Source organism: Sphingomonas faeni (assembly GCF_040407565.1).
Classification (GTDB): domain Bacteria; phylum Pseudomonadota; class Alphaproteobacteria; order Sphingomonadales; family Sphingomonadaceae; genus Sphingomonas; species Sphingomonas faeni_F.
Genome location: NZ_JAPZPR010000003.1, coordinates 200,420 through 218,968, shown reverse-complemented (window position 1 = coordinate 218,968; position 18,549 = coordinate 200,420). Strand labels below are relative to the sequence as shown.

Sequence of the window (18,549 nt, the reverse complement as noted above, 5' to 3'; positions counted from 1 at the left end):
GGGCTCGCCATCGCTGACGAGCCTCCAGTTCGGGGAGGGACGGTGAAATCAGAACCGGACGGTCGCGCCGATCGCAAGGTTGCGGCCGAGCGGGTCGTAGCGCGCGGGGATCGTGTTGCTGCGCGCCAGGCTGATGTCGTACGAATTGGCGAGGATCGGCGGGGTCTTGTCGAGCAGGTTGTTCGCGATGAACCGCAGCGAGAAGTTCCTGGCGACCGCGAAGGTCAGTGCCAGATCGAAATAGCTCACCGGCGCGATCCGGTAGAACGTCGTCCGCGCGCGGTCCGGTGTGCCGCCGATCGCCGGATCGCCCGAATTGTCGGCGCTGGTCAGCGATCCGACATAGCGCCAGTTGAACGACGTGCTGAACACTCCGTCACCCGTCGTGTAGGTCGTACGCAGGCCGTGCGACCATTTCGGCAGCAACTGGCTGCACCCGTTGCCGTAATAGCCGGCGCAATTGCGCTTGGCGAGCAGTGGCGAATCCTGGCTGCCGGCAAAGGTCGTCAGCGAGCCGTTGAAGTTCCAGTCGAGCTTGCCCGCACCACCGAGCCCAAGCGTGTATTGCGCCTGGAAATCGATCCCGCGCGAGATCGACTTGTAATAGTTCGTGGTGCCCTGGCGGATGAAACCGCTGGTCGGGTTGCTGGCCGCCGGTGCGTAGAGGATGCCGGTTCCCGGCTGGCGGACGATGCCCGAGCAGAAGAACGGATCGCCGTTCGAGCGCTGGCAGCCATCGGTGTAATAGGTATAATCGTTGTATCCCAACGAGTTGTCTATCTTGATCTGATAGCGATCGACCGAGAAGACGAGGCCGCGGATGAATCGGGGCTTCACGACCAGACCGTAGGTGAGCGTGTACGCGGTCTCGGGATCGGCGGTGAAGCCACCCGAGCGGACCGTGCACTGGTTGCCGTCGCCCTGCGCGCAGAGCAAGGTCGGGCTTCCGTACAGCGCGTCGGACAGGCCTGTCGCACGGCAGACGTCGCGCGAGGCGACCGGCGTGCCATAAGTGATCTTGCCGTCCGCACCGGTCGTGACCGTCGGCGCACAGAAATCATTCTGCGAGCCGCCCTGCAGGCCATAGCTAATGTTCTTCGCCTGGCCGATCTCGATCACGGTCGGCGCGCGTTGCGCCTTGTTGTACGATCCACGGAACGTCAGGTCGCTCACCGGAGCGTAGATACCCTCGATCTTCCACGTGTTGAACGTGCTCGGGTTGCTGCTGTATTTGGAGACGCGGTAGCCGCCGTTCGCCTGCAACAGGTGCGCGAACGGCCGATCCTCGATGAGCGGCGCCTGGACTTCGATGTTCGATTCCCAGACGTGCTGCGAGATATCGAGATCGCTGCCGCCGTTGAGGTCGCGATAGGCGGCATCGGCGGTCGAGGTATAGTTGTCGTTGCGGTATTCCGCACCGAGCGCGATCGCCACGCCCTGGTTGGCGAGTGGCGAGGTGATGCCGTATTTGCCGAGATCGCCAGTGACCGAGATCAGCCCGTCCCACAGCGTGCCGACCCCCTTGGTCTTGCCGCCGGGTGTCGTGAACAGCCAGTCGACGAGCGGCTGGCCCGGCGTGTTTGCGGTGAAGGCGTTGAACGGAACGCACCCGGCGGCACCACTCGCGCAGGTCGGTACGCCGTTCACGTTGACGATGTTGAGCGACTGGTTGACGCGGTCGTAGTTCGGCAGGACGCCGGGCTTCACGACCTGCTGGTTGCGCGCGTAGACGCCGCCGACATCCCAGGTCCACGCATCGCCGACCTTGCCGCGGAACCCGCCGGTCGCGCGCACGCCGCTGTTGATATAGACGTCTGGAACGTCCGCGACGTCGTTAAAGCGATAGCGTAGTTCGAGCGGCGCGTTCGTGGCCGTGCCAGCGGCAGCGCCGCAGATCGCGGTCGCCTGCGAGCCCGACAGATACGGGTTGTTGCAATTCACCTGGTAGGGCTGATCGCCGTAGACGGTGTAGCTGTAGATCCGCGCGGGATAGACGTTGACGGACTTGTCGCGGAACCAGATGCCCGATCCATAGACCTCGATATCCGGCGTGATGTCGGCGCTGACGAAGCCGCCGGCGTTCCAGCGCTCGGACGCGCGCTGATAGGAATAGCCGTCATATGGGTTGGCCGCGTTGCCTGCGCCCGCGCCGTAGGGCACGAAATTGCGCGAGCCGTTGGGATTGTTGACGTAGGCGGCGCCGTTGTTCGCGCCCGAGCGCGGCGAGATATAGCCGCTGCGCGAATAGGTCGACAGCGTGCACGACAACGGACCGTCCTTGCCGGTCTGGACCAGTTGGCAGGCGGAGCTGGAGCGCGCGTCGTACGGCACGATATCGGTGTGCCGATAATTCACGAAGCCGGACACGCGCAGCGCACCGTCGAACAGCTTCTTGCCGGCGGTCACCGTGATGTCGGCCCGGCCGCCGTCATTGGCCAATCCGCGCGGGCTGCCGAAGCTGTTCGCGCGCGCCAGCGGCGAGACGATCGTGTCCTTGTTGTCGTGGTTGTAGAAATTGTAATTGCCGTCGATCTGGAGCCCTTCGAAATCCTTCTTCAGGATGAAGTTCACCACGCCCGCGACCGCGTCCGAGCCATAGACCGACGACGCGCCGCCGGTCAGCACGTCGACCCGTTCGAGCAGCGATGGCGGGATGATACCCGCATCCTGCCCGTTCTGCGTGCCGAGCCGCTTGCCGTCGATGAGCGTTAGAGTCCGCTCGAACCCGAGGCTGCGCAGCTTGATGCGCTGGCGCCCGTCCGAATCCTGATAGGTCTGCTGCGAATCCGGTGAGATCTGCGGAAGCCGGTTCAGCACGTCCTCGATATTGGTCGGCGCCTGCGCGCGAATATCCTGCGAGGTGATCGATGTGATCGGCGCGGCCGAGGTCATGTTCGGACGCTGGATGCGCGATCCGGTGACCACGATCGATGCGTCCGACTGGCTGTCGCGATCGACCGCTGCGGTCGCGGTGGTCGCGTCGGCCTGCACCTTGGCCTGGTCGGGCGTGGTCGCTTCGGCCTGTGTCGGCGTCGCAGCACTGGCAGGCATATCCTGCGCCGCCGCGGGGACCGCACCCGCGATGAGCGCACCGAACAAAGCGATCTGCGACACCGAAATATTGAAGTTCATGGCGACCCCTGTTCCCCGTCGACGCAATGACGCCTGATCGGATGCGGCGATGCTCCTTCAGTTGCGGCATGCCGTCAATACCCGAACAATACCTCTAGAGACCATTTTGTATGATATGTTGCATTTTGACGTCACCACTGGCGAACCGCGAAACCCTGCGATACGCTTGCGCAAGGATCGATCAATCGAGGAAACGATGGTGACCACACGACGCGCAGTGCTCGCAGGCCTCGGAGCGACCGGCACCATGACGCTGGCCGGGAGCGTCGCGGCGGCCGAAGCCGTGCGGTCGGGGCCTGGCGCTGGCGCAGTCGTCCTTTCGACTTGGGATTTCGGTGCCGCCGCCAATGCCGCGGCGTTTGCGCGACTGAGGGCTGGCGGGACGCTGATCGACGCGGTCGAGGCCGGCGCGATGGTACCGGAAGCGGACCCGACCAATCACAGCGTCGGCTATTCGGGCTATCCCGACCGCGACGGGCATGTGACGCTCGATGCCGTCATCATGGACGATGCCGGCGGCGTCGGTGCGGTCGCTGCGCTGGAGAACACGATGCACGCGATCTCGGTCGCGCGGCGGGTAATGGAGCGAACGCCGCACACGTTCTTGGTCGGCGAAGGCGCGACCCGCTTCGCGCGCGACCAGGGCTTTACGCAACAGTCGCTGCTGACGCCCGAGTCCGAGAAAGCCTGGCGGGAATGGCTCAAGACCGCCAACTACAAACCGGAGGCCAATAGCGAAAACCGGATCACGCGCACGCCGGGCGGCGCGCTGGATCACGATACGATCGGGTTGCTCGCGCGCACTGCCGATGGTCGCATGGCCGGGGCGTGCACCACGTCGGGCATGGCGTTCAAGATGCGCGGCCGGGTTGGCGATTCGCCGCAGGTCGGGTCGGGGCTGTACGTCGAGGCGGGCGTTGGCGGTGCAACCTCGACCGGTCTCGGCGAAGAGGTGACGCGCGTGGCGGGGTCTGCGCGCGTGGTTGCCTCGATGCGCGGCGGTGCGACACCACAACGGGCATGCGAAGAAGTCGTCCGCCACATCGCCCGCCTCCGCGGCGATGCGATCCGCGGGGTACAGGTCGGTTTCCTGGCGCTTGATCCCAATGGCAATGTCGGGGCGTTCTGCCTGCTGCCTGGCTTCACCTATGCGGTGACCAACGCGGCCGGCAAGACGATGGTCCTGAAGGCCGCGTCCTTGTTCAAGGCATGACCAGCGCGTGAAGGCGCGGTCGCGCCGGCAATACCAATCCTATCGCGACAAGACCGATCAGTCTGGTTCGTCCCGCTGATCGTCGAGGGAGAAGAGCCGTGTCATCGACAGCCATTTCTCGCCGGTCGGTTCGATCGGCTGCTGGTAGCGATCCATCTCCGCTTCCCATGCCGCCACCCGATGCTGAACGGCAGGATCGGCCGGTCGGGGAAAATCGTCCTCGACGTCCGCGATCATCACCAGCCGATCGGCGACGTGCCAGATCTCCATGTCGCGATAGCCACGGTCGCGAATGTCGCGGACGATCTCGGGCCACACCGCGCCGGGGGCATGTCGATCGCGGTAGGCGGCGATCAACGCTTCGTCATCGACCAGGTCGAGTGCGCTGACGATCCGGTATGCCATGCTCGTGTCCTTTCCGACCTCTCCTGGTCTTCGCGGAGCCTCGTCCGAGCCTGTCGCGGCACCCGGCTACCGCCCCATCATATCGCAGCCCTTCACAAAAGCCACTTTGACTAATAAAACTAACTGAAATCACAACGACGCGCAGGAGATGGAATGAGACTGTCGGGCAAGACCGCGGTGGTGACCGCCGCGGCGCAGGGCATCGGCCGCGCAACCGCTGAACGCTTCCGAGACGAAGGCGCGCGCGTCTTCGCGCTCGACCGTGACGGCGACGCGCTGAAGGCGATCGAAGGCGTCGAACATCACGTCGTCGACCTGCTCGACGCCAGCGCGATCGCCGCGTTACCGGGCGTGATCGGCGACATCGACATTCTCGCGAACGTCGCCGGCTTCGTTGCGGCAGGCGACATCCTGCAAGGCAGCGACGACGACTGGATGCTATCGTTCGACCTCAACGTCCACGCGATGCACCGCATGACCCGCGCGTTCCTGCCCGGCATGCTGACGCGCGGCGGTGGTGCGATCGTCAACATGAGCAGCATCGCGTCGAGCGTGAAGGGCATCCCCAACCGCTACGCCTACGGCGCATCGAAGGCGGCGGTGGTCGGGCTGACCAAGGCCGTGGCGGCCGATTTCGTCGGCCGCGGGATCCGCTGCAACTGCGTGTGCCCGGGCACGATCGAGACCCCGTCCTTGCGCGAACGCATCGTCTCGCAAGCAGGGACTCAGGGCATTTCGGTCAGCGAAGCGGACGCCGCGTTCGTCGCGCGCCAGCCGATGGGCCGGCTGGGCCGCGCCGAAGAGATCGCCGCGCTGTTCCTGTATCTCGCCAGCGACGAATCGAGCTTCACCACCGGCGCGGTCCACGTGATCGACGGCGGCTGGGTCAACTAAAGGAATTCCGGATGAAATTATTGCGTTACGGCCCGCGCGGCCAGGAAAAGCCCGGCATCCTCGATCAGGACGGCGCGATCCGCGCGCTGCCCGCGGACCTCGGCGATCTCGCCGGTGACCTGCTGTCGCCCGAGGGGCTCGCGAAGATCGCCGCGCTCGACGTATCGACCTTGCCCAGGGTCGACGGCGCGCCACGGATCGGGCCGTGCGTCACGCGGACCGGCAAGTTCATCTGCATCGGCCTGAACTATTCGGACCACGCCGCAGAGAGCAACATGGCCCTCCCCACCGAGCCGGTCGTGTTCGGCAAGTGGACCAGCGCGATCCAGGGCCCGAACGACGACGTCGAGATCCCGCGCGGCTCGGAGAAGACCGACTGGGAGGTCGAACTCGGCGTCGTCATCGGTACGCCCGGCCGCCACATCGCCAAGGAAGACGCGCTGTCGCACGTGGCCGGCTATTGCGTCGTCCACGACGTGTCCGAGCGCGCGTTCCAGCTCGAGCGTGGCGGTACGTGGGACAAGGGCAAGGGCTGCGATACGTTCGGCCCGATCGGTCCCTGGCTCGTCACCGCGGACGAGGTCGGCGATCCCCAAAAGCTGGGCCTGTGGCTCGAAGTAGACGGCCATCGCTATCAGGACGGCACGACTGCCAACATGATCTTCGACGTCGCGACGATCGTGTCCTACCTCAGCGACTTCTGCACGCTCGAAGCCGGCGACATCATCTCGACCGGCACCCCCGCAGGCGTCGGTCTCGGCCAGAAGCCGTCGGTCTATCTGCGTGCGGGTCAGACGGTGCGGCTCGGCATCGATGGGCTCGGCGAGCAGACTCAGACGATGGTCGCCGCCGCGTGACAACCATCACCGGCCTACGAACGATCGACCTTCGTTTCCCGACCAGCGCGGGGCTCGACGGGTCGGACGCGATGAACCCCGATCCGGACTACTCGGCTGCCTATGTCGTGCTGGACACGGATACGGACGGGCTCGAAGGCCACGGCCTGACCTTCACGATCGGCCGCGGCAACGACATTTGCGTCGCCGCGATAGAGGCGATGCGGCATCTCGTGATCGGGCTCGACCTCGACTGGATCATCGAGAATCCAGGGCGCATGTGGCGGCACCTGACCGGCGACAGCCAGTTGCGCTGGATCGGCCCCGACAAGGGCGCGATCCATCTCGCGACCGGCGCGGTGGTGAACGCGATCTGGGACCTTTGGGCGAAGGCGGTCGGCAAGCCGGTCTGGCGCCTCGTCGCGGAGATGACCCCGGAGGAACTGGTCCGGACGATCGACTTCCGGTACCTGACCGACGCGATCACGCCGGAAGACGCGCTCACGCTGCTGACGAACCGCGCTGCGGGCAAGGCCGAGCGGATCGCCGATCTCGAGGCGACCGGTTTCCCCTGCTACACGACGTCGGCGGGGTGGCTCGGCTATCCCGACGAGAAGCTGCGCCGGCTCGCGCAGGAAGCTGTCGACGCCGGGTTCGACTATATCAAGCTGAAGGTCGGTCGCGATCTCGAGGACGATATCCGTCGCCTCACGATCGCGCGCGAAGTGCTCGGGCCCGACCGCAAGCTGATGATCGACGCGAACCAGGTGTGGGACGTGCCGCAGGCGATCGAATGGGTCAACGCGCTCGCCTTCGCCAAACCGTGGTTCATCGAGGAGCCGACCAGCCCCGACGATATCCTCGGCCACCAGGCGATCCGCAACGCGATCGGCGAGGTGAAGGTCGCGACCGGCGAGATGTGCCAGAACCGGATCATGTTCAAACAGTTCATGGCGGCGGGCGCGATCGACGTCGTGCAGATCGACAGCTGCCGTCTGGGCGGCGTCAACGAGGTGCTGGCGGTGCTGTTGCTCGCGGCCCGGTACGACCTGCCGGTGTGTCCGCATGCGGGCGGGGTCGGGCTGTGCGAATATGTCCAGCATCTGTCGATGATCGACTATCTCTGCTTCTCCGGGACCAAGGAGGGGCGCGTGATCGAGTATGTCGACCATCTCCACGAGCATTTCGTCGACCCCTGCGTGATCCGCGACGCGGCCTACATGCCGCCGACGCTGCCGGGCTATTCGATCGAGATGAAGCCGCAGTCGCTGATCGACTATCGGTTCGCCGGATGAAGCTCGGGCTCGACGGCAAGGTCGTGATCGTCACGGGTGGCGGGGCCGGGATCGGCCTCGCCATCTCGCGCGAACTGGCCGAGGAAGGCGCGATCCCCGTGATCGTGTCGCGGAACGCGCCGGAGGACTTCGCGGCCGAGCATCTGTTCGTCGCGACCGAATTGTCCGACGACGCTGCGTGCGCGGCGGCGGTCGAAGCGGCGGTCGCACATTATGGCCGGCTCGACGGGCTGGTGAACAACGCCGGCGCCAACGACAATATCGGGCTCGGCCGGACGCCGGCGGAGTTTCGCGCATCGCTCGATCAGAACCTCGTCCATTATTTCGCGATGGCGCATCACGCGGTGCCGCATCTGCGCAAGACCGGCGGCGCGATCGTCAACATCTCGTCGAAGACCGCGGTTACCGGGCAAGGCGACACCAGCGCCTACGCCGCCGCCAAGGGGGCGCAACTCGCGCTGACCCGCGAATGGGCGGTGGCGCTGCGTGGCGACGGGATCCGCGTCAACGCGGTGATCCCCGCCGAGGTGATGACGCCGCTCTACCAGCGCTGGATCGACAGTTTCGACGATCCGCAGGCAAAGCTCGACGGCATCGTATCGCGCATCCCGCTAGGCACCCGCATGACAGAGGATCGCGAGATCGCAGACACGGTGGTGTTCCTGCTCTCCGACCGGGCAAGCCACACGACCGGCCAGTGGCTCTACGTCGATGGCGGCTATACCCATCTCGATCGCGCGATAGACTGACGAACGAAAACATAATTAGGAGTGGATCAATGCGCGGAACGACCGCCGACAGGAAATATGTGCCGGCGATCGTGCTGACGGTCGCGCTGTTCTTCCTCTGGGGGATGGCGAACAACCTCAACGACATCCTGATCGCGCAGTTCAAGAAGGCGTTCACGCTCACCGACTTCCAGACCAGCTTCGTCCAGCAGGCCTTCTACATGGGCTATTTCCTGCTCGCGGTGCCGGCCGCGCTGGTGACGCGCGCGAAGGGCTACAAGACCGCGATCGTCACCGGGCTCGTGCTGTATGCGGCGGGGGCGCTGCTGTTCTATCCGGCCGCGCATTACGGGGAGTATCTGTATTTCCTCGCCGCGCTGTTCGTGATCGCGTGCGGGCTGGCATTCCTGGAGACGTCGGCGAACCCGCTGATGACCGAACTCGGCGACCCGACGACCGCGGCCAAGCGGCTCAACTGGGCTCAGGCCGCGAACCCGGTCGGTACCGTCGCGGGCGTGCTGATCGGCAAGTATTTCATCCTCTCGGCGATCGTCCATGACGAGAGCGCCGTCGCGGCGATGAGCCCGGCGGCGCGCGAGGCCTTCTATCGCAGCGAAGTCGTCGCGGTGCAGACGCCCTATCTCGTGATCGGCCTGGTCGTGCTGCTGTTCGCGGTCGCCGCCGCCGTGATCCGCTTTCCCGAGCACCGCGCGGAAGAAACCGTCGGTGCCCCCTCGCGGTTCGTCGACGTTTTCCGCCACCCGCGGCTGATCTTCGCGACGGTGACACAGTTCTTCTACGTCGGCGCGCAGGTCGGGATGTGGAGCTATACGATCCGCTATGCGCAAGCGAACGTCCCCGGCATGGCCGAGCACGATGCCGCGGACTACCTGTTCGCCAGCCTCGTACTGTTCGGGATCGGCCGCTTCGCCGGCACCGCACTGATGGGCAAGATCGCGCCCCCTCGCCTACTCGCGATCTTCGCGATGGTCAGTGCGGTGCTCGCCGCCGTCGCGGGTCTCGTCGGTGGGCAGGTCGGGTTGTACGCGCTGGTGCTCGCCAGCCTGTTCATGTCGATCCAGTTCCCGACGATCTTCGCGCTCGGCATGGACGGACTCGGCCCGCTCCGTCGCGCGGGCGCTTCGCTGATCATCATGGCGATCATCGGCGGCGCGGTGCTGACCGGGCTGATGGGGCATATCTCCGACTTCGCCGGGATCGACACCGCGATGCTGGTGCCGGCGGTGTGCTTCCTGGTGGTGCTGGCGTTCGCGGTGAAGGCCGGGCGGACGCTGTCGGGTGAAAAGCTACAGCCGACGATCCACTAAGCTCTATATCGAGGCACTGGGGAGCTCGCAGGACCTCCCGATGTTGCCACCACCCCGGCGAAGGCCGGGGCCCAGTTGGGGGACGGAGGTAACTAGGGACCGTCCTACGTTATGACGACCTTTCCAACTGGGCCCCGGCCTTCGCCGGGGTGGTTAACTTAAGCAGCGTGCGTGAGCGTGAAGCGAATTTTAGGAAGTTTCCCCTCAAACCAGAATACTCCGGTCGATCTCCGCAATCGACCGCACCCCCGTCAGCGCCATCGCCACCCGCATCTCCCGCTCGATCAGCGTCAGCAACTGGGTCACGCCCGCCTCGCCCCGCGCCGCCAGCGCATACAGCCACGACCGGCCGAGCAACACGCCATCCGCCCCCAGCGCCAGCATCCGCACCACGTCGAGCCCCGACCGCACGCCCGAATCGGCCAGCACGGTAAGCTGCCCCTTCACCGCCTCCGCGATCGCCGGCAGCGCCGCTGCGCTCGACAACACGCCGTCGAGCTGCCGGCCGCCATGGTTCGACACGACGATCCCGTCCGCACCGATCGCCGCCGCCTCGCGCGCGTCATCCGGGTCGAGGATGCCCTTGATGATCAGCGGCCCATCCCAGCCTTCGCGGATCCACTCCAGGTCCTTCCACGCGATCGACGGATCGAAATTGCTGCCGAGCCAGCCCATATAGTCGTTCAGCCCGCTCGCCTTGCCCAGCACCGGCTCCAGATTACCCAGTTGGTGCGGCCGGCCGTGCAGCCCGACGTCCCACGCCCAGCCTGGACGCCCCATCGCCTGCAACATCCGGCGCAGCGGCGCGCGCGGCCCCGACATTCCCGAATGCTGATCGCGGTAGCGCGCGCCCGGGACCGGCATGTCGACCGTGAACACCAGCGCCTTCGCACCTTTAGCCTTCGCCGTGGCGAGCAGATCGCGCATGAACGCGCGGTCGCGAATAACGTAAAGCTGGAACCAGGTCGGCCCGGTCGGTGCCGCCTTCACCACCTCGCCGAGCGAACAGAGCGACACCGTCGACAGGCAGAACGGCACCCCCGCGGCATGCGCAGCCCGCGCCGCCTGAGTCTCGCCGCGGCGATGGTACATGCCTGCGATCCCGACCGGTCCAAGCCCGACCGGCAGCGCCTGATGCTGGCCGAACAGCGTCGTCGACAGATCGATATCGGACACGTCGCGCAACACGCGCTGGCGCAGCGCGATCCCCGACAGGTCGCTGACGTTACGCGCGAGCGTCGCCTCCGCATAGGAGCCGCCATCCGCATAGTCGAACAGGAACCGCGGCAGTCGCTTGCGCGCGGCCTCGCGAAAATCGAGCGTCGAGGCGATCGTCATGCGGAAGCTCCCATATTATGCGCATCCATCCCGAATCGCGACGTTCGAGCCTCTAGCAAGGCCGGGGACCTGCCAGCAACGGTCAGATCGGAATGAGCGATGGAACGGCGCGGTGGTTGCGGCTTAAGAGTATGGTCCATGACGACAGCTTCCGCCGCGGCCCCGACCGCGCCATCCCCTCCCTCGAGTACCAACCCCGGCGGACAACGCGTCTATTCGGCGCCCGCGCTCGAAAAGGCGATCGACATCGTCGAATTGCTCGCCACCGAGCCCGGCGGCCTGACGATCACCGAGATCGCGAACCGGCTGTCGCGATCGATCAGCGAGCTCTTCCGCGTGATCGTCGTGCTCGATCGCCGGGGATGGCTGCACAAGGATGCGGCGAGCGATCGGTACCGGGTGACCTACAAGCTGCTCGAAACCGCGCACCGCGCGACCCCCGCGCAGGCGCTGACCCTCGTCGCCGCGCCGCCGATGCAGGCTTTGTCGGCGGTCGCGATGCAATCCTGTCATCTCGTCGTGCTGAGCGATACGCACGGACTGATCGTGCATCGGCAGGAAAGCCCCGGGCCGACCGGGTTCGCGGTCCGCCTCGGCACCAGTATCGCGCTGGCGACGAACTGCTCTGGCCACGTCCTGCTCGCGTTCCTGGCCGATAGCGCGCGATCGGCGATCCTCGACACGGTCATCGCGCCGGCGACTGACACCGCGACACGCATCGACTTCGACGCACATCTCGCCGCAATCCGCGAACGCGGCCATGAATCGATCCAGAGCACGCGGATGGCGGGCGTCTCCGACATGAGCTGCCCGATCTTCGGGTATGACGGGCAGGTCGTGGCGGCACTCACGATCCCGTTCCTCGAGGTGATCGACGAGACTCCGCACATCTCGGCGGACGAAGCACTGGCGGCATTGAAGCATACCGCCGGCCAGATCTCGGAGGCGCTGGGCTGGCACGGTTCGCCCGCCCGCGAGGCCCTGAAAGCGGGACGATCGTAGCCGCGGCGGACAGCTGAACCCAATTTCGAGACTGACGGACTTGCGCGCTAAGCTCGCTGATTGCCGATCGGTCTAGTTTGCGTGTCGTGATATGGAGCGGGTGAAGGGAATCGAACCCTCGTCACTTGCTTGGGAAGCAAAAGCTCTACCATTGAGCTACACCCGCATGGCCTTGAGATTACCGCGTAATGTCAGGCATCGGCGGTTGCTGTGCAGCACGCCGATGGTAGGCCTCTATCCGCTGCCCGTGGCCGACGCAAGAGTCTGGCCGGCGCAACCGTCCCTTTTGCCGCTGCGCATTCCTGTTATGGTGCAAACATGGACGAACTGACGCTCAGCGTGGTCGGCATCGACTTTCCCAATGCGGACCGAAGCCGGAGCAACCGGCGGATGGAACTGCTGCTCTGCGCGCCAGGCGACCCGGTCGACCTCCGCCGCGAGCCGAAGAACCCGCACGACGCCAATGCGGTGGCGGTGTTCAGTGCGCGCGGCGTGCAGGTCGGCTATCTCTCCGCCGAGCGCGCGCCGCTGATCGGCCGCCGGTTGCAGCAGGAAGAGCATGTCGCGATCTTCCAGGCTCTGGTCGGCAGCCTTGGCTATGTCCGCATCCGGTTCGGCGGCGGCGCGCCGACCTTACCGGACCCGGTGGAGGGAGAATTGGAAATCCGGTCCCGCGGCCGCGCTGCACCGTTCGATCCGGACGCGTTCTATCCCGATCCCGAAGGCCCAGAATGGGGCGCCTAAACGCCTGATCCTCCCCCGCCAGGGGGAGGTGGCCGGCGCTTGCCGGACGGAGGGGGCGGACACACACCAGAGGTCGTCGCCCCCTCCCCCTCCGTCGCTACGCGCCACCTCCCCCTTGCGGGGAAGGATACTCGAATAGCCTTAGATCCCCTGCGCAGTTACCGCACGCCCGGTGGCTTCGAGATCACGAGTCAGGTCCGCCAGGCAGCGATCGACCAGCGCCTCGTCCGAGCTCCGCACCACGAAGTTCGCACCCGTCCTACCATCGCGGAAAAACGGATAGCTGCCGATCGCGACGCCCTCGTGCGTCTTCTCGGCATCGCGCAGGATGTCCGCGACCTCACTCTCGGCCACCCAGCAACCGATCGTCTTCGACACCACCGGACGCCCGCCTTCCAGCGTCCCCGTCAACGCGTCGAGCATCCCCGCGGTGATGTGCGGGACGCCCGCCATGATGAAGATGTTGCCGATCCGGATCCCCGGCGCGCCCGACACCTTGTTGTCGATCAGGTCCGCCCCGACCGGTACCCGCGCCATCCGCGCCCGCGCTTCGGTCAGCCCGCCGCGCGTCGCATAATACGCCTCCAGCACCGCCATCGCGCGCGGATGATGCTCGACCGCGACGCCCAGCGCCTCGGCGATCGCGTCCACCGTGATGTCGTCGTGAGTCGGCCCGATCCCGCCGGTCGTGAACAGGTAATCGTTACGCGCGCGCAGGATGTTGACCGCCTCGACGATCGCCTCGGTCTTGTCGGCGACCACGCGCACTTCGGCGAGGCGGATGCCCTGCACGTTGAGCCAGGCCGCGATCTGCGCGACGTTCTTGTCCTGCGTTCGGCCCGACAGGATCTCGTCGCCGATGATCGTCAGCGCGGCCGTCCAGATGCGTTCCTCTGTCATGCCCCTCGCATAGCCTCGCAAAACCGCGCCCGCCACGCTATATCGCGCGGCATGACCGAATATGTAACCGTCACCTCGGACCAGCCCGACGCGCGCACCGGCGCCATCAAGCTCCACGGCCCCGCCGCGTTCGAAGGCATGATGAAGGCGGGTCGCCTCGCTGCCGAGACACTCGACATGATCGTTCCGCACATGGTGCCGGGCGTCACCACCGCCGAGATCGACCGGCTGATCTACGACTTCATCGTCGCTGGCGGCGGCGTCCCCGCGACGCTCGGCTATCGCGGCTACACGCACAGCGTCTGTATCTCGATCAACCATGTCGTCTGCCACGGCATCCCGAGCGAGAAGACGCTGAAATCGGGCGATATCGTCAACGTCGACGTGACGCCCCTGCTCGACGGCTGGCACGGCGACACCAGCCGGATGTACCTGATCGGCGACGTGCCGATCAAGGCACGCCGCCTCGTCGAAGTCACCTACGAATGCCTGATGATCGGCATCGAGCACGCCAAGCCCGGCAACCGCATGGGCGACGTCGCCAACGCGATCCAACGCCACGCCGAAAAGCATCGCTACGGGGTGGTCCGCGATTTCTGCGGCCACGGCGTCGGCCGCCTGTTCCACGACGCCCCCGAAGTCGTCCATGTCGGCAAGCCCGGCACCGGCCCCGAGCTGCGCCCCGGCATGATCTTCACGATCGAGCCGATGATCAACATCGGCCGCCCCGACGTGAAGCTGCTCGACGACGGCTGGACGGCAGTCACGCGCGATCGCTCGCTATCCGCGCAGTTCGAACATTCGATCGGGATCACCGAAACCGGCTGCGAAATCTTCACGCTCAGCCCCAAGGGCTACACTCAGCCGCCTTACGTTTGAATCATTAGGGCTGGTCGGAGATCAGCCCATATAGCCGATCAAACCGGAAACGCCTGCCCCCGCCTGTGCCCCGACATTCAAACCGGCAAATACGACTGCACCGTTGGCATCACTGATCGCGCGAGACGTCAGAAACGACAAAGCCGGATTGCTGATGCCCATACCTAGCATGACCGGGTTGATGCCGAACATCATTGCCGTGCCCGCTGCGCCGCCGATCAAACCAAATCCTCCTTCGGCGAATACCACTGCGCCTCGAATATCTGGGGCAGTGAGTTCACGGCGCCCGAGTTTGGCGGATTTAACCACAAGACCGCCGCTCCTGAAATCCTTGGTGGACGCAGCCCCGGCAATGCCTTTTCCACGAATTGCCAGTTTTGGCACTTTGGGAATTTTAACGCCGAAAGACAGTCCAGCACCCAATCCACCAAAACCGAAACGCTGAATACTGCCACTCGGATCAGTCAGATAAATCGCCCCGCCGGACACGGCGACAAAAGCGATACCGACGGATCCGGTCGCTCCAGTCTTGTATTCCCACGCGCTCGGCTCAAAAAAAATCTGTCAGCCCTTTCGGTTTGTCAGCACTGCAATCACCCCGAAAAGGGTAAAAAAACCGCCGAGAAGGCACAAGAATATTGGAAAGAAATATAGCGCACCAAAACGATCGAGCGACCGCGATATCTTGGGATTGGCTTCATCATATAGCACCCGAACCTTGTCCCCGACCGCATAGCCCCCAATCCAGCCTCCTTGCGGATAGCTAATGGCCGTTCCGTCTCGTGTTACGAAGGCAATTTCCGGGTGGCTGCCACCAGCGTTCAATTTAACGACCCGCCCGTCGGCGGCCACGCTGCCACGAACGAAGCGCGCCGTACTGACCGTCGTGATGATCGCGACGCCCAGCAGCAACAGGCCGACGACCAGAAAGAAGATGCCTTTTACCTTTTCCATGCGTTTTTCTATCACGCCCTTTTTGAACGGCAATCGTCAAGTCAAACGGCCGATGCAGAGCGACCGCCGTTCATTCGATCTCGCTCGCGAGGGAACATCCGCTGGCAACGCCGCGCTACCCCCGCTAAAGCCCGCCCCATGACCGAGATCACACCGCAGATCGTCGCCGACCACGGCCTGTCCCCCGAAGAATATGAGCGCGTCCTGCGCGCCATCGGCCGCGAGCCGAACATGGTCGAGCTCGGCATCTTCTCGGTTATGTGGTCCGAGCATTGCAGCTACAAATCCAGCAAGATCCACCTGATGAAGCTGCCCACCAAGGGCCCCCGCGTCATCTGCGGCCCGGGTGAGAATGCCGGCGTGGTCGATATCGGCGACAACCAGGCGGCGATCTTCAAGATGGAGAGCCACAACCATCCGTCCTACATCGAGCCCTACCAGGGCGCTGCGACCGGCGTCGGTGGCATCCTGCGCGACGTCTTCACGATGGGCGCGCGGCCGATCGCCAACCTCAACGCGCTACGCTTCGGCCGCCCCGATCACCCCAAGATGCGCCACCTGATCTCGGGCGTCGTCCACGGCATCGGCGGCTACGGCAATTGCGTCGGCGTCCCGACCGTCGGCGGCGAAGTGAACTTCCACAGCGCGTATGACGGCAACATCCTCGTCAACGCGATGACCGTCGGGATCGCCGATCAAGACAAGATCTTCTACTCGGCAGCCAGCGGTATCGGCAATCCGATCGTCTACGTCGGCAGCAAGACCGGCCGCGACGGCATCCACGGCGCGACGATGGCGTCGGCCGATTTCGGCGAGGATTCGGACGCCAAGCGCCCCACCGTCCAGGTCGGCGATCCGTTCACCGAGAAGCTGCTGATCGAAGCCTGCCTCGAACTGATGGCGACCGACGTGATCGTCGCGATCCAGGACATGGGCGCTGCGGGCCTCACGTCTTCGGCCGTGGAAATGGCGTCGAAGGGCGGCGTCGGCATCGAGCTGACGATGGACGACGTGCCGCAGCGCGAGACCGGCATGACGCCGTACGAGATGATGCTCTCGGAATCGCAGGAGCGCATGCTGATGGTTCTTAAGCCCGGCCGCGAAGCTGAGGCCGAGGCGATCTTCAAGAAATGGGAGCTCGATTTCGCGGTGATCGGCCGCGTCACCGACACCGGCCGCATGGTGCTGAATTTCAAGGGCGAGATTGTCTGCGACATCCCGCTCGGGCCGCTCGCCGACGAAGCGCCGCTCTACGACCGCCCGCACGTTCCGACGCCGAAGCCCGCGCCGCTCGCCAACGCGCCGCACAGCAGCGACATCGCCGCCGACCTGCTGACGCTGATGGGCTCGCCGGACGTTGCCTCGCGCCGCTGGATCTGGGAGCAGTACGATCACATGGTCGGCGCCGACACGGTGCAGCGCCCCGGTGGCGACGCCGCAGTCGTCCGCGTCCACGGCACGCAGAAGGCGCTGGCGATGACCACCGACTGCACGCCGCGTTACTGTTTCGCTGACCCGGTCGAGGGCGGCAAGCAGGCGGTCGCCGAAGCCTGGCGCAACCTGACCGCGGTCGGCGCGCTGCCGCTCGCCGTGACCAACTGCCTCAATTTCGCCAACCCCCAGCGTCCCGAGATCATGGGGCAAATCGTGGGCTGCCTCGAAGGGATGAGCGATGCCTGCATCGCGCTCGACTTCCCGATCGTCTCGGGCAACGTCTCGCTTTACAATGAATCGAAGGCAACCGGCGGCGGCTCGGCGATCCTGCCGACCCCGGCGATCGGCGCGATCGGCTTGCTCGCCGACTGGCAAAAGAATGCGACGATCGCGTTCAAGGGCTCGGGAGACATCATCCTCGCGGTCGGCACGCGGGGCGGCCATCTCGGCCAGTCGCTATGGCTGCGCGAATGCCACGGCCGCGAACAGCTCGACGCCGGCCCGCCGCCACCCGTCGACCTCGCCGCCGAGCGCCGCGTCGGCGACCTGATCCGCGAAGCGATCGCGCTGGGCCAGCTGACCGCGGTGCATGACGTCTCCGACGGCGGCATTGCGGTGACGCTCGCCGAGATGGCACTGGCCGGCGGGATCGGCGCGATGATCGATCGGAAACAGCCATTCGACTGCGCGCGCTCCTTCTTCGCCGAAGACCAAGGCGTCTACATCGTGACGGTCGACGACCATTCGCTGCTCGACTTCCTCGGCGCGGCACACGCCGCCGACGTCGAAGCCGAGCCGCTCGGCCGCACCGGCGGCAAGCGCCTGATCTTCGAACGCCCCGACCGCGACGACGTCATCGCGCTGGATACGCTCCGCACGGCGCACGAGGGGTTTTTCCCGAAGCTGATGGGGGTGGATGCCGCACTGGCTTAAGGCAACGCGGCGGCGGGCAAGCTGAAACGCAGTCCGCTGCTGCCTGCCACTGCCTGCCACTCCCTGCCACCACGAGCGCCACCCCGGCGAAGGCCGGGGCCCAGTTGGGAAGGCCGAGGTAACGGAGCACGGCGCTCATCATCGCCGTTCCCCAACTGGGCCCCGGCCTCCGCCGGGGTAGCAACACTGAAAAGCCACCGCGCTTCCACCATGTTTCCCCGCGAAGGCGGGGACCCAGTCTGGGCTCCCGCCTTCGCGGGAGAACAACAAGCCAAGAATGTCGTCCGATCGAGCTAAAGCAGAGCTCGCCGACCTCCCCCTCTCCGTCATTCCAGCGAAAGCTAGGATCTTCCGCATCTGGCCACAGCGCCCGCCAACAGGCGATACCCAAGCTTCCGCTAGGGTAACGGGAGAGGCGGAGCGGCTCGGAGAACGACAGGCGAGGTGAGGCGAGGCATCGCGCAGAAACGCCTGGCGGCGCAGTTCACCGACCGGATAGCGGATCCACCAAAACGACACGCCGCGCTACCCCAA

The 18,549-nt window shown here is 65.5% G+C and carries 16 protein-coding genes and 1 tRNA gene; 10 read left to right on the top strand and 7 right to left on the bottom strand.

What is annotated here, in order from left to right; genetic code table 11:
* Positions 1-48: 48 nt before the first annotated feature.
* A complete protein-coding gene (locus O6Y00_RS07770; RefSeq protein WP_353442020.1) occupies positions 49-3,132 on the bottom strand; it encodes a TonB-dependent receptor domain-containing protein in 3,084 nt (1,027 codons plus the stop codon).
* 199 nt (positions 3,133-3,331) lie between these two features.
* Here O6Y00_RS07770 and O6Y00_RS07765 point away from each other — a divergent pair, with 199 nt between their 5' ends.
* On the top strand, positions 3,332-4,345 hold the full coding sequence (locus O6Y00_RS07765) for a N(4)-(beta-N-acetylglucosaminyl)-L-asparaginase (RefSeq protein WP_435368598.1): 1,014 nt from the start codon (positions 3,332-3,334) through the stop codon (positions 4,343-4,345).
* 57 nt (positions 4,346-4,402) lie between these two features.
* Here the strand turns inward: O6Y00_RS07765 and O6Y00_RS07760 are convergent, their stop codons facing one another.
* Positions 4,403-4,750, bottom strand: a complete 348-nt coding sequence (locus O6Y00_RS07760; protein WP_353442019.1) for an L-rhamnose mutarotase — start codon at positions 4,748-4,750, stop codon at positions 4,403-4,405.
* Between the two features lie 153 nt (positions 4,751-4,903).
* Between O6Y00_RS07760 and O6Y00_RS07755 the strand changes: the two genes are divergently transcribed.
* The 5 genes from O6Y00_RS07755 to fucP are packed head-to-tail and all read left to right on the top strand — an operon-like array spanning position 4,904 to position 9,831.
* Positions 4,904-5,644: an SDR family oxidoreductase gene (locus O6Y00_RS07755; protein WP_353442018.1), complete on the top strand. Its 741-nt coding sequence runs from the start codon at positions 4,904-4,906 to the stop codon at positions 5,642-5,644.
* An 11-nt stretch (positions 5,645-5,655) separates the two neighbouring features.
* On the top strand, positions 5,656-6,501 hold the full coding sequence (locus O6Y00_RS07750; protein ID WP_353442017.1) for a fumarylacetoacetate hydrolase family protein: 846 nt from the start codon (positions 5,656-5,658) through the stop codon (positions 6,499-6,501).
* Positions 6,498-7,775: an L-fuconate dehydratase gene (locus O6Y00_RS07745; protein ID WP_353442016.1), complete on the top strand. Its 1,278-nt coding sequence runs from the start codon at positions 6,498-6,500 to the stop codon at positions 7,773-7,775. The genes O6Y00_RS07750 and O6Y00_RS07745 overlap by 4 nt, the downstream gene beginning before the upstream one ends.
* A complete protein-coding gene (locus tag O6Y00_RS07740) occupies positions 7,772-8,524 on the top strand; it encodes an SDR family oxidoreductase (protein ID WP_353442015.1) in 753 nt (250 codons plus the stop codon). Before O6Y00_RS07745 ends, O6Y00_RS07740 begins: the two co-directional genes overlap by 4 nt.
* A 29-nt stretch (positions 8,525-8,553) precedes the next feature.
* Positions 8,554-9,831: an L-fucose:H+ symporter permease gene (gene fucP / locus O6Y00_RS07735; RefSeq protein ID WP_353442014.1), complete on the top strand. Its 1,278-nt coding sequence runs from the start codon at positions 8,554-8,556 to the stop codon at positions 9,829-9,831.
* A gap of 204 nt (positions 9,832-10,035) precedes the next feature.
* Here the strand turns inward: fucP and lldD are convergent, their stop codons facing one another.
* Complete coding sequence (lldD, locus tag O6Y00_RS07730) at positions 10,036-11,169, bottom strand: FMN-dependent L-lactate dehydrogenase LldD (RefSeq protein ID WP_353442013.1); 1,134 nt, start codon at positions 11,167-11,169, stop codon at positions 10,036-10,038.
* A 138-nt stretch (positions 11,170-11,307) separates the two neighbouring features.
* Between lldD and O6Y00_RS07725 the strand changes: the two genes are divergently transcribed.
* Positions 11,308-12,171 carry an IclR family transcriptional regulator gene (locus O6Y00_RS07725; protein WP_353442012.1) on the top strand — a complete coding sequence of 288 codons (864 nt, stop codon included), beginning with the start codon at positions 11,308-11,310 and terminating at the stop codon, positions 12,169-12,171.
* Between the two features lie 92 nt (positions 12,172-12,263).
* On the opposite strand, the gene O6Y00_RS07720 is transcribed toward O6Y00_RS07725, so the two are convergent.
* Positions 12,264-12,337: transfer RNA gene (locus O6Y00_RS07720), tRNA-Gly, on the bottom strand.
* Between the two features lie 152 nt (positions 12,338-12,489).
* Here O6Y00_RS07720 and O6Y00_RS07715 point away from each other — a divergent pair.
* The gene (locus O6Y00_RS07715) at positions 12,490-12,915 is read left to right on the top strand and encodes an HIRAN domain-containing protein (protein ID WP_353442011.1); all 426 of its coding nucleotides are present in this window, start codon (positions 12,490-12,492) and stop codon (positions 12,913-12,915) included.
* Between the two features lie 141 nt (positions 12,916-13,056).
* On the opposite strand, the gene O6Y00_RS07710 is transcribed toward O6Y00_RS07715, so the two are convergent.
* Positions 13,057-13,815 (bottom strand): competence/damage-inducible protein A, encoded by a 759-nt coding sequence (locus tag O6Y00_RS07710; RefSeq protein WP_353442010.1) that lies wholly within the window; start codon positions 13,813-13,815, stop codon positions 13,057-13,059.
* A gap of 51 nt (positions 13,816-13,866) precedes the next feature.
* Here O6Y00_RS07710 and map point away from each other — a divergent pair, with 51 nt between their 5' ends.
* Positions 13,867-14,694 (top strand): type I methionyl aminopeptidase, encoded by an 828-nt coding sequence (gene map / locus O6Y00_RS07705; protein ID WP_353442009.1) that lies wholly within the window; start codon positions 13,867-13,869, stop codon positions 14,692-14,694.
* Between the two features lie 21 nt (positions 14,695-14,715).
* On the opposite strand, the gene O6Y00_RS07700 is transcribed toward map, so the two are convergent.
* Entirely contained in the window at positions 14,716-15,183 is a 468-nt protein-coding gene (locus tag O6Y00_RS07700) for a hypothetical protein (RefSeq protein ID WP_353442008.1), read from the bottom strand.
* 75 nt (positions 15,184-15,258) lie between these two features.
* Positions 15,259-15,681, bottom strand: coding sequence for a DUF3592 domain-containing protein (locus O6Y00_RS07695; protein WP_353442007.1), 423 nt, complete (start codon positions 15,679-15,681; stop codon positions 15,259-15,261).
* 105 nt (positions 15,682-15,786) lie between these two features.
* Here O6Y00_RS07695 and purL point away from each other — a divergent pair, with 105 nt between their 5' ends.
* Positions 15,787-18,015 (top strand): phosphoribosylformylglycinamidine synthase subunit PurL, encoded by a 2,229-nt coding sequence (gene purL, locus O6Y00_RS07690; protein ID WP_353442006.1) that lies wholly within the window; start codon positions 15,787-15,789, stop codon positions 18,013-18,015.
* The last annotated feature ends 534 nt before the right edge of the window (positions 18,016-18,549 follow it).

Excerpts from the sequence above, each read along its gene's own strand:
- O6Y00_RS07725 (WP_353442012.1), top strand. The coding sequence starts at position 11,308 with ATGACGACAGCTTCCGCCGCGGCCCCGACCGCGCCATCCCCTCCCTCG.
- O6Y00_RS07770 (WP_353442020.1), bottom strand. The coding sequence starts at position 3,132 with ATGAACTTCAATATTTCGGTGTCGCAGATCGCTTTGTTCGGTGCGCTC.
- O6Y00_RS07710 (WP_353442010.1), bottom strand. The coding sequence starts at position 13,815 with ATGACAGAGGAACGCATCTGGACGGCCGCGCTGACGATCATCGGCGAC.
- fucP (WP_353442014.1), top strand. The coding sequence starts at position 8,554 with ATGCGCGGAACGACCGCCGACAGGAAATATGTGCCGGCGATCGTGCTG.
- O6Y00_RS07715 (WP_353442011.1), top strand. The coding sequence starts at position 12,490 with ATGGACGAACTGACGCTCAGCGTGGTCGGCATCGACTTTCCCAATGCG.
- O6Y00_RS07750 (WP_353442017.1), top strand. The coding sequence starts at position 5,656 with ATGAAATTATTGCGTTACGGCCCGCGCGGCCAGGAAAAGCCCGGCATC.
- lldD (WP_353442013.1), bottom strand. The coding sequence starts at position 11,169 with ATGACGATCGCCTCGACGCTCGATTTTCGCGAGGCCGCGCGCAAGCGA.
- purL (WP_353442006.1), top strand. The coding sequence starts at position 15,787 with ATGACCGAGATCACACCGCAGATCGTCGCCGACCACGGCCTGTCCCCC.
- O6Y00_RS07760 (WP_353442019.1), bottom strand. The coding sequence starts at position 4,750 with ATGGCATACCGGATCGTCAGCGCACTCGACCTGGTCGATGACGAAGCG.
- map (WP_353442009.1), top strand. The coding sequence starts at position 13,867 with ATGACCGAATATGTAACCGTCACCTCGGACCAGCCCGACGCGCGCACC.
- O6Y00_RS07755 (WP_353442018.1), top strand. The coding sequence starts at position 4,904 with ATGAGACTGTCGGGCAAGACCGCGGTGGTGACCGCCGCGGCGCAGGGC.
- O6Y00_RS07740 (WP_353442015.1), top strand. The coding sequence starts at position 7,772 with ATGAAGCTCGGGCTCGACGGCAAGGTCGTGATCGTCACGGGTGGCGGG.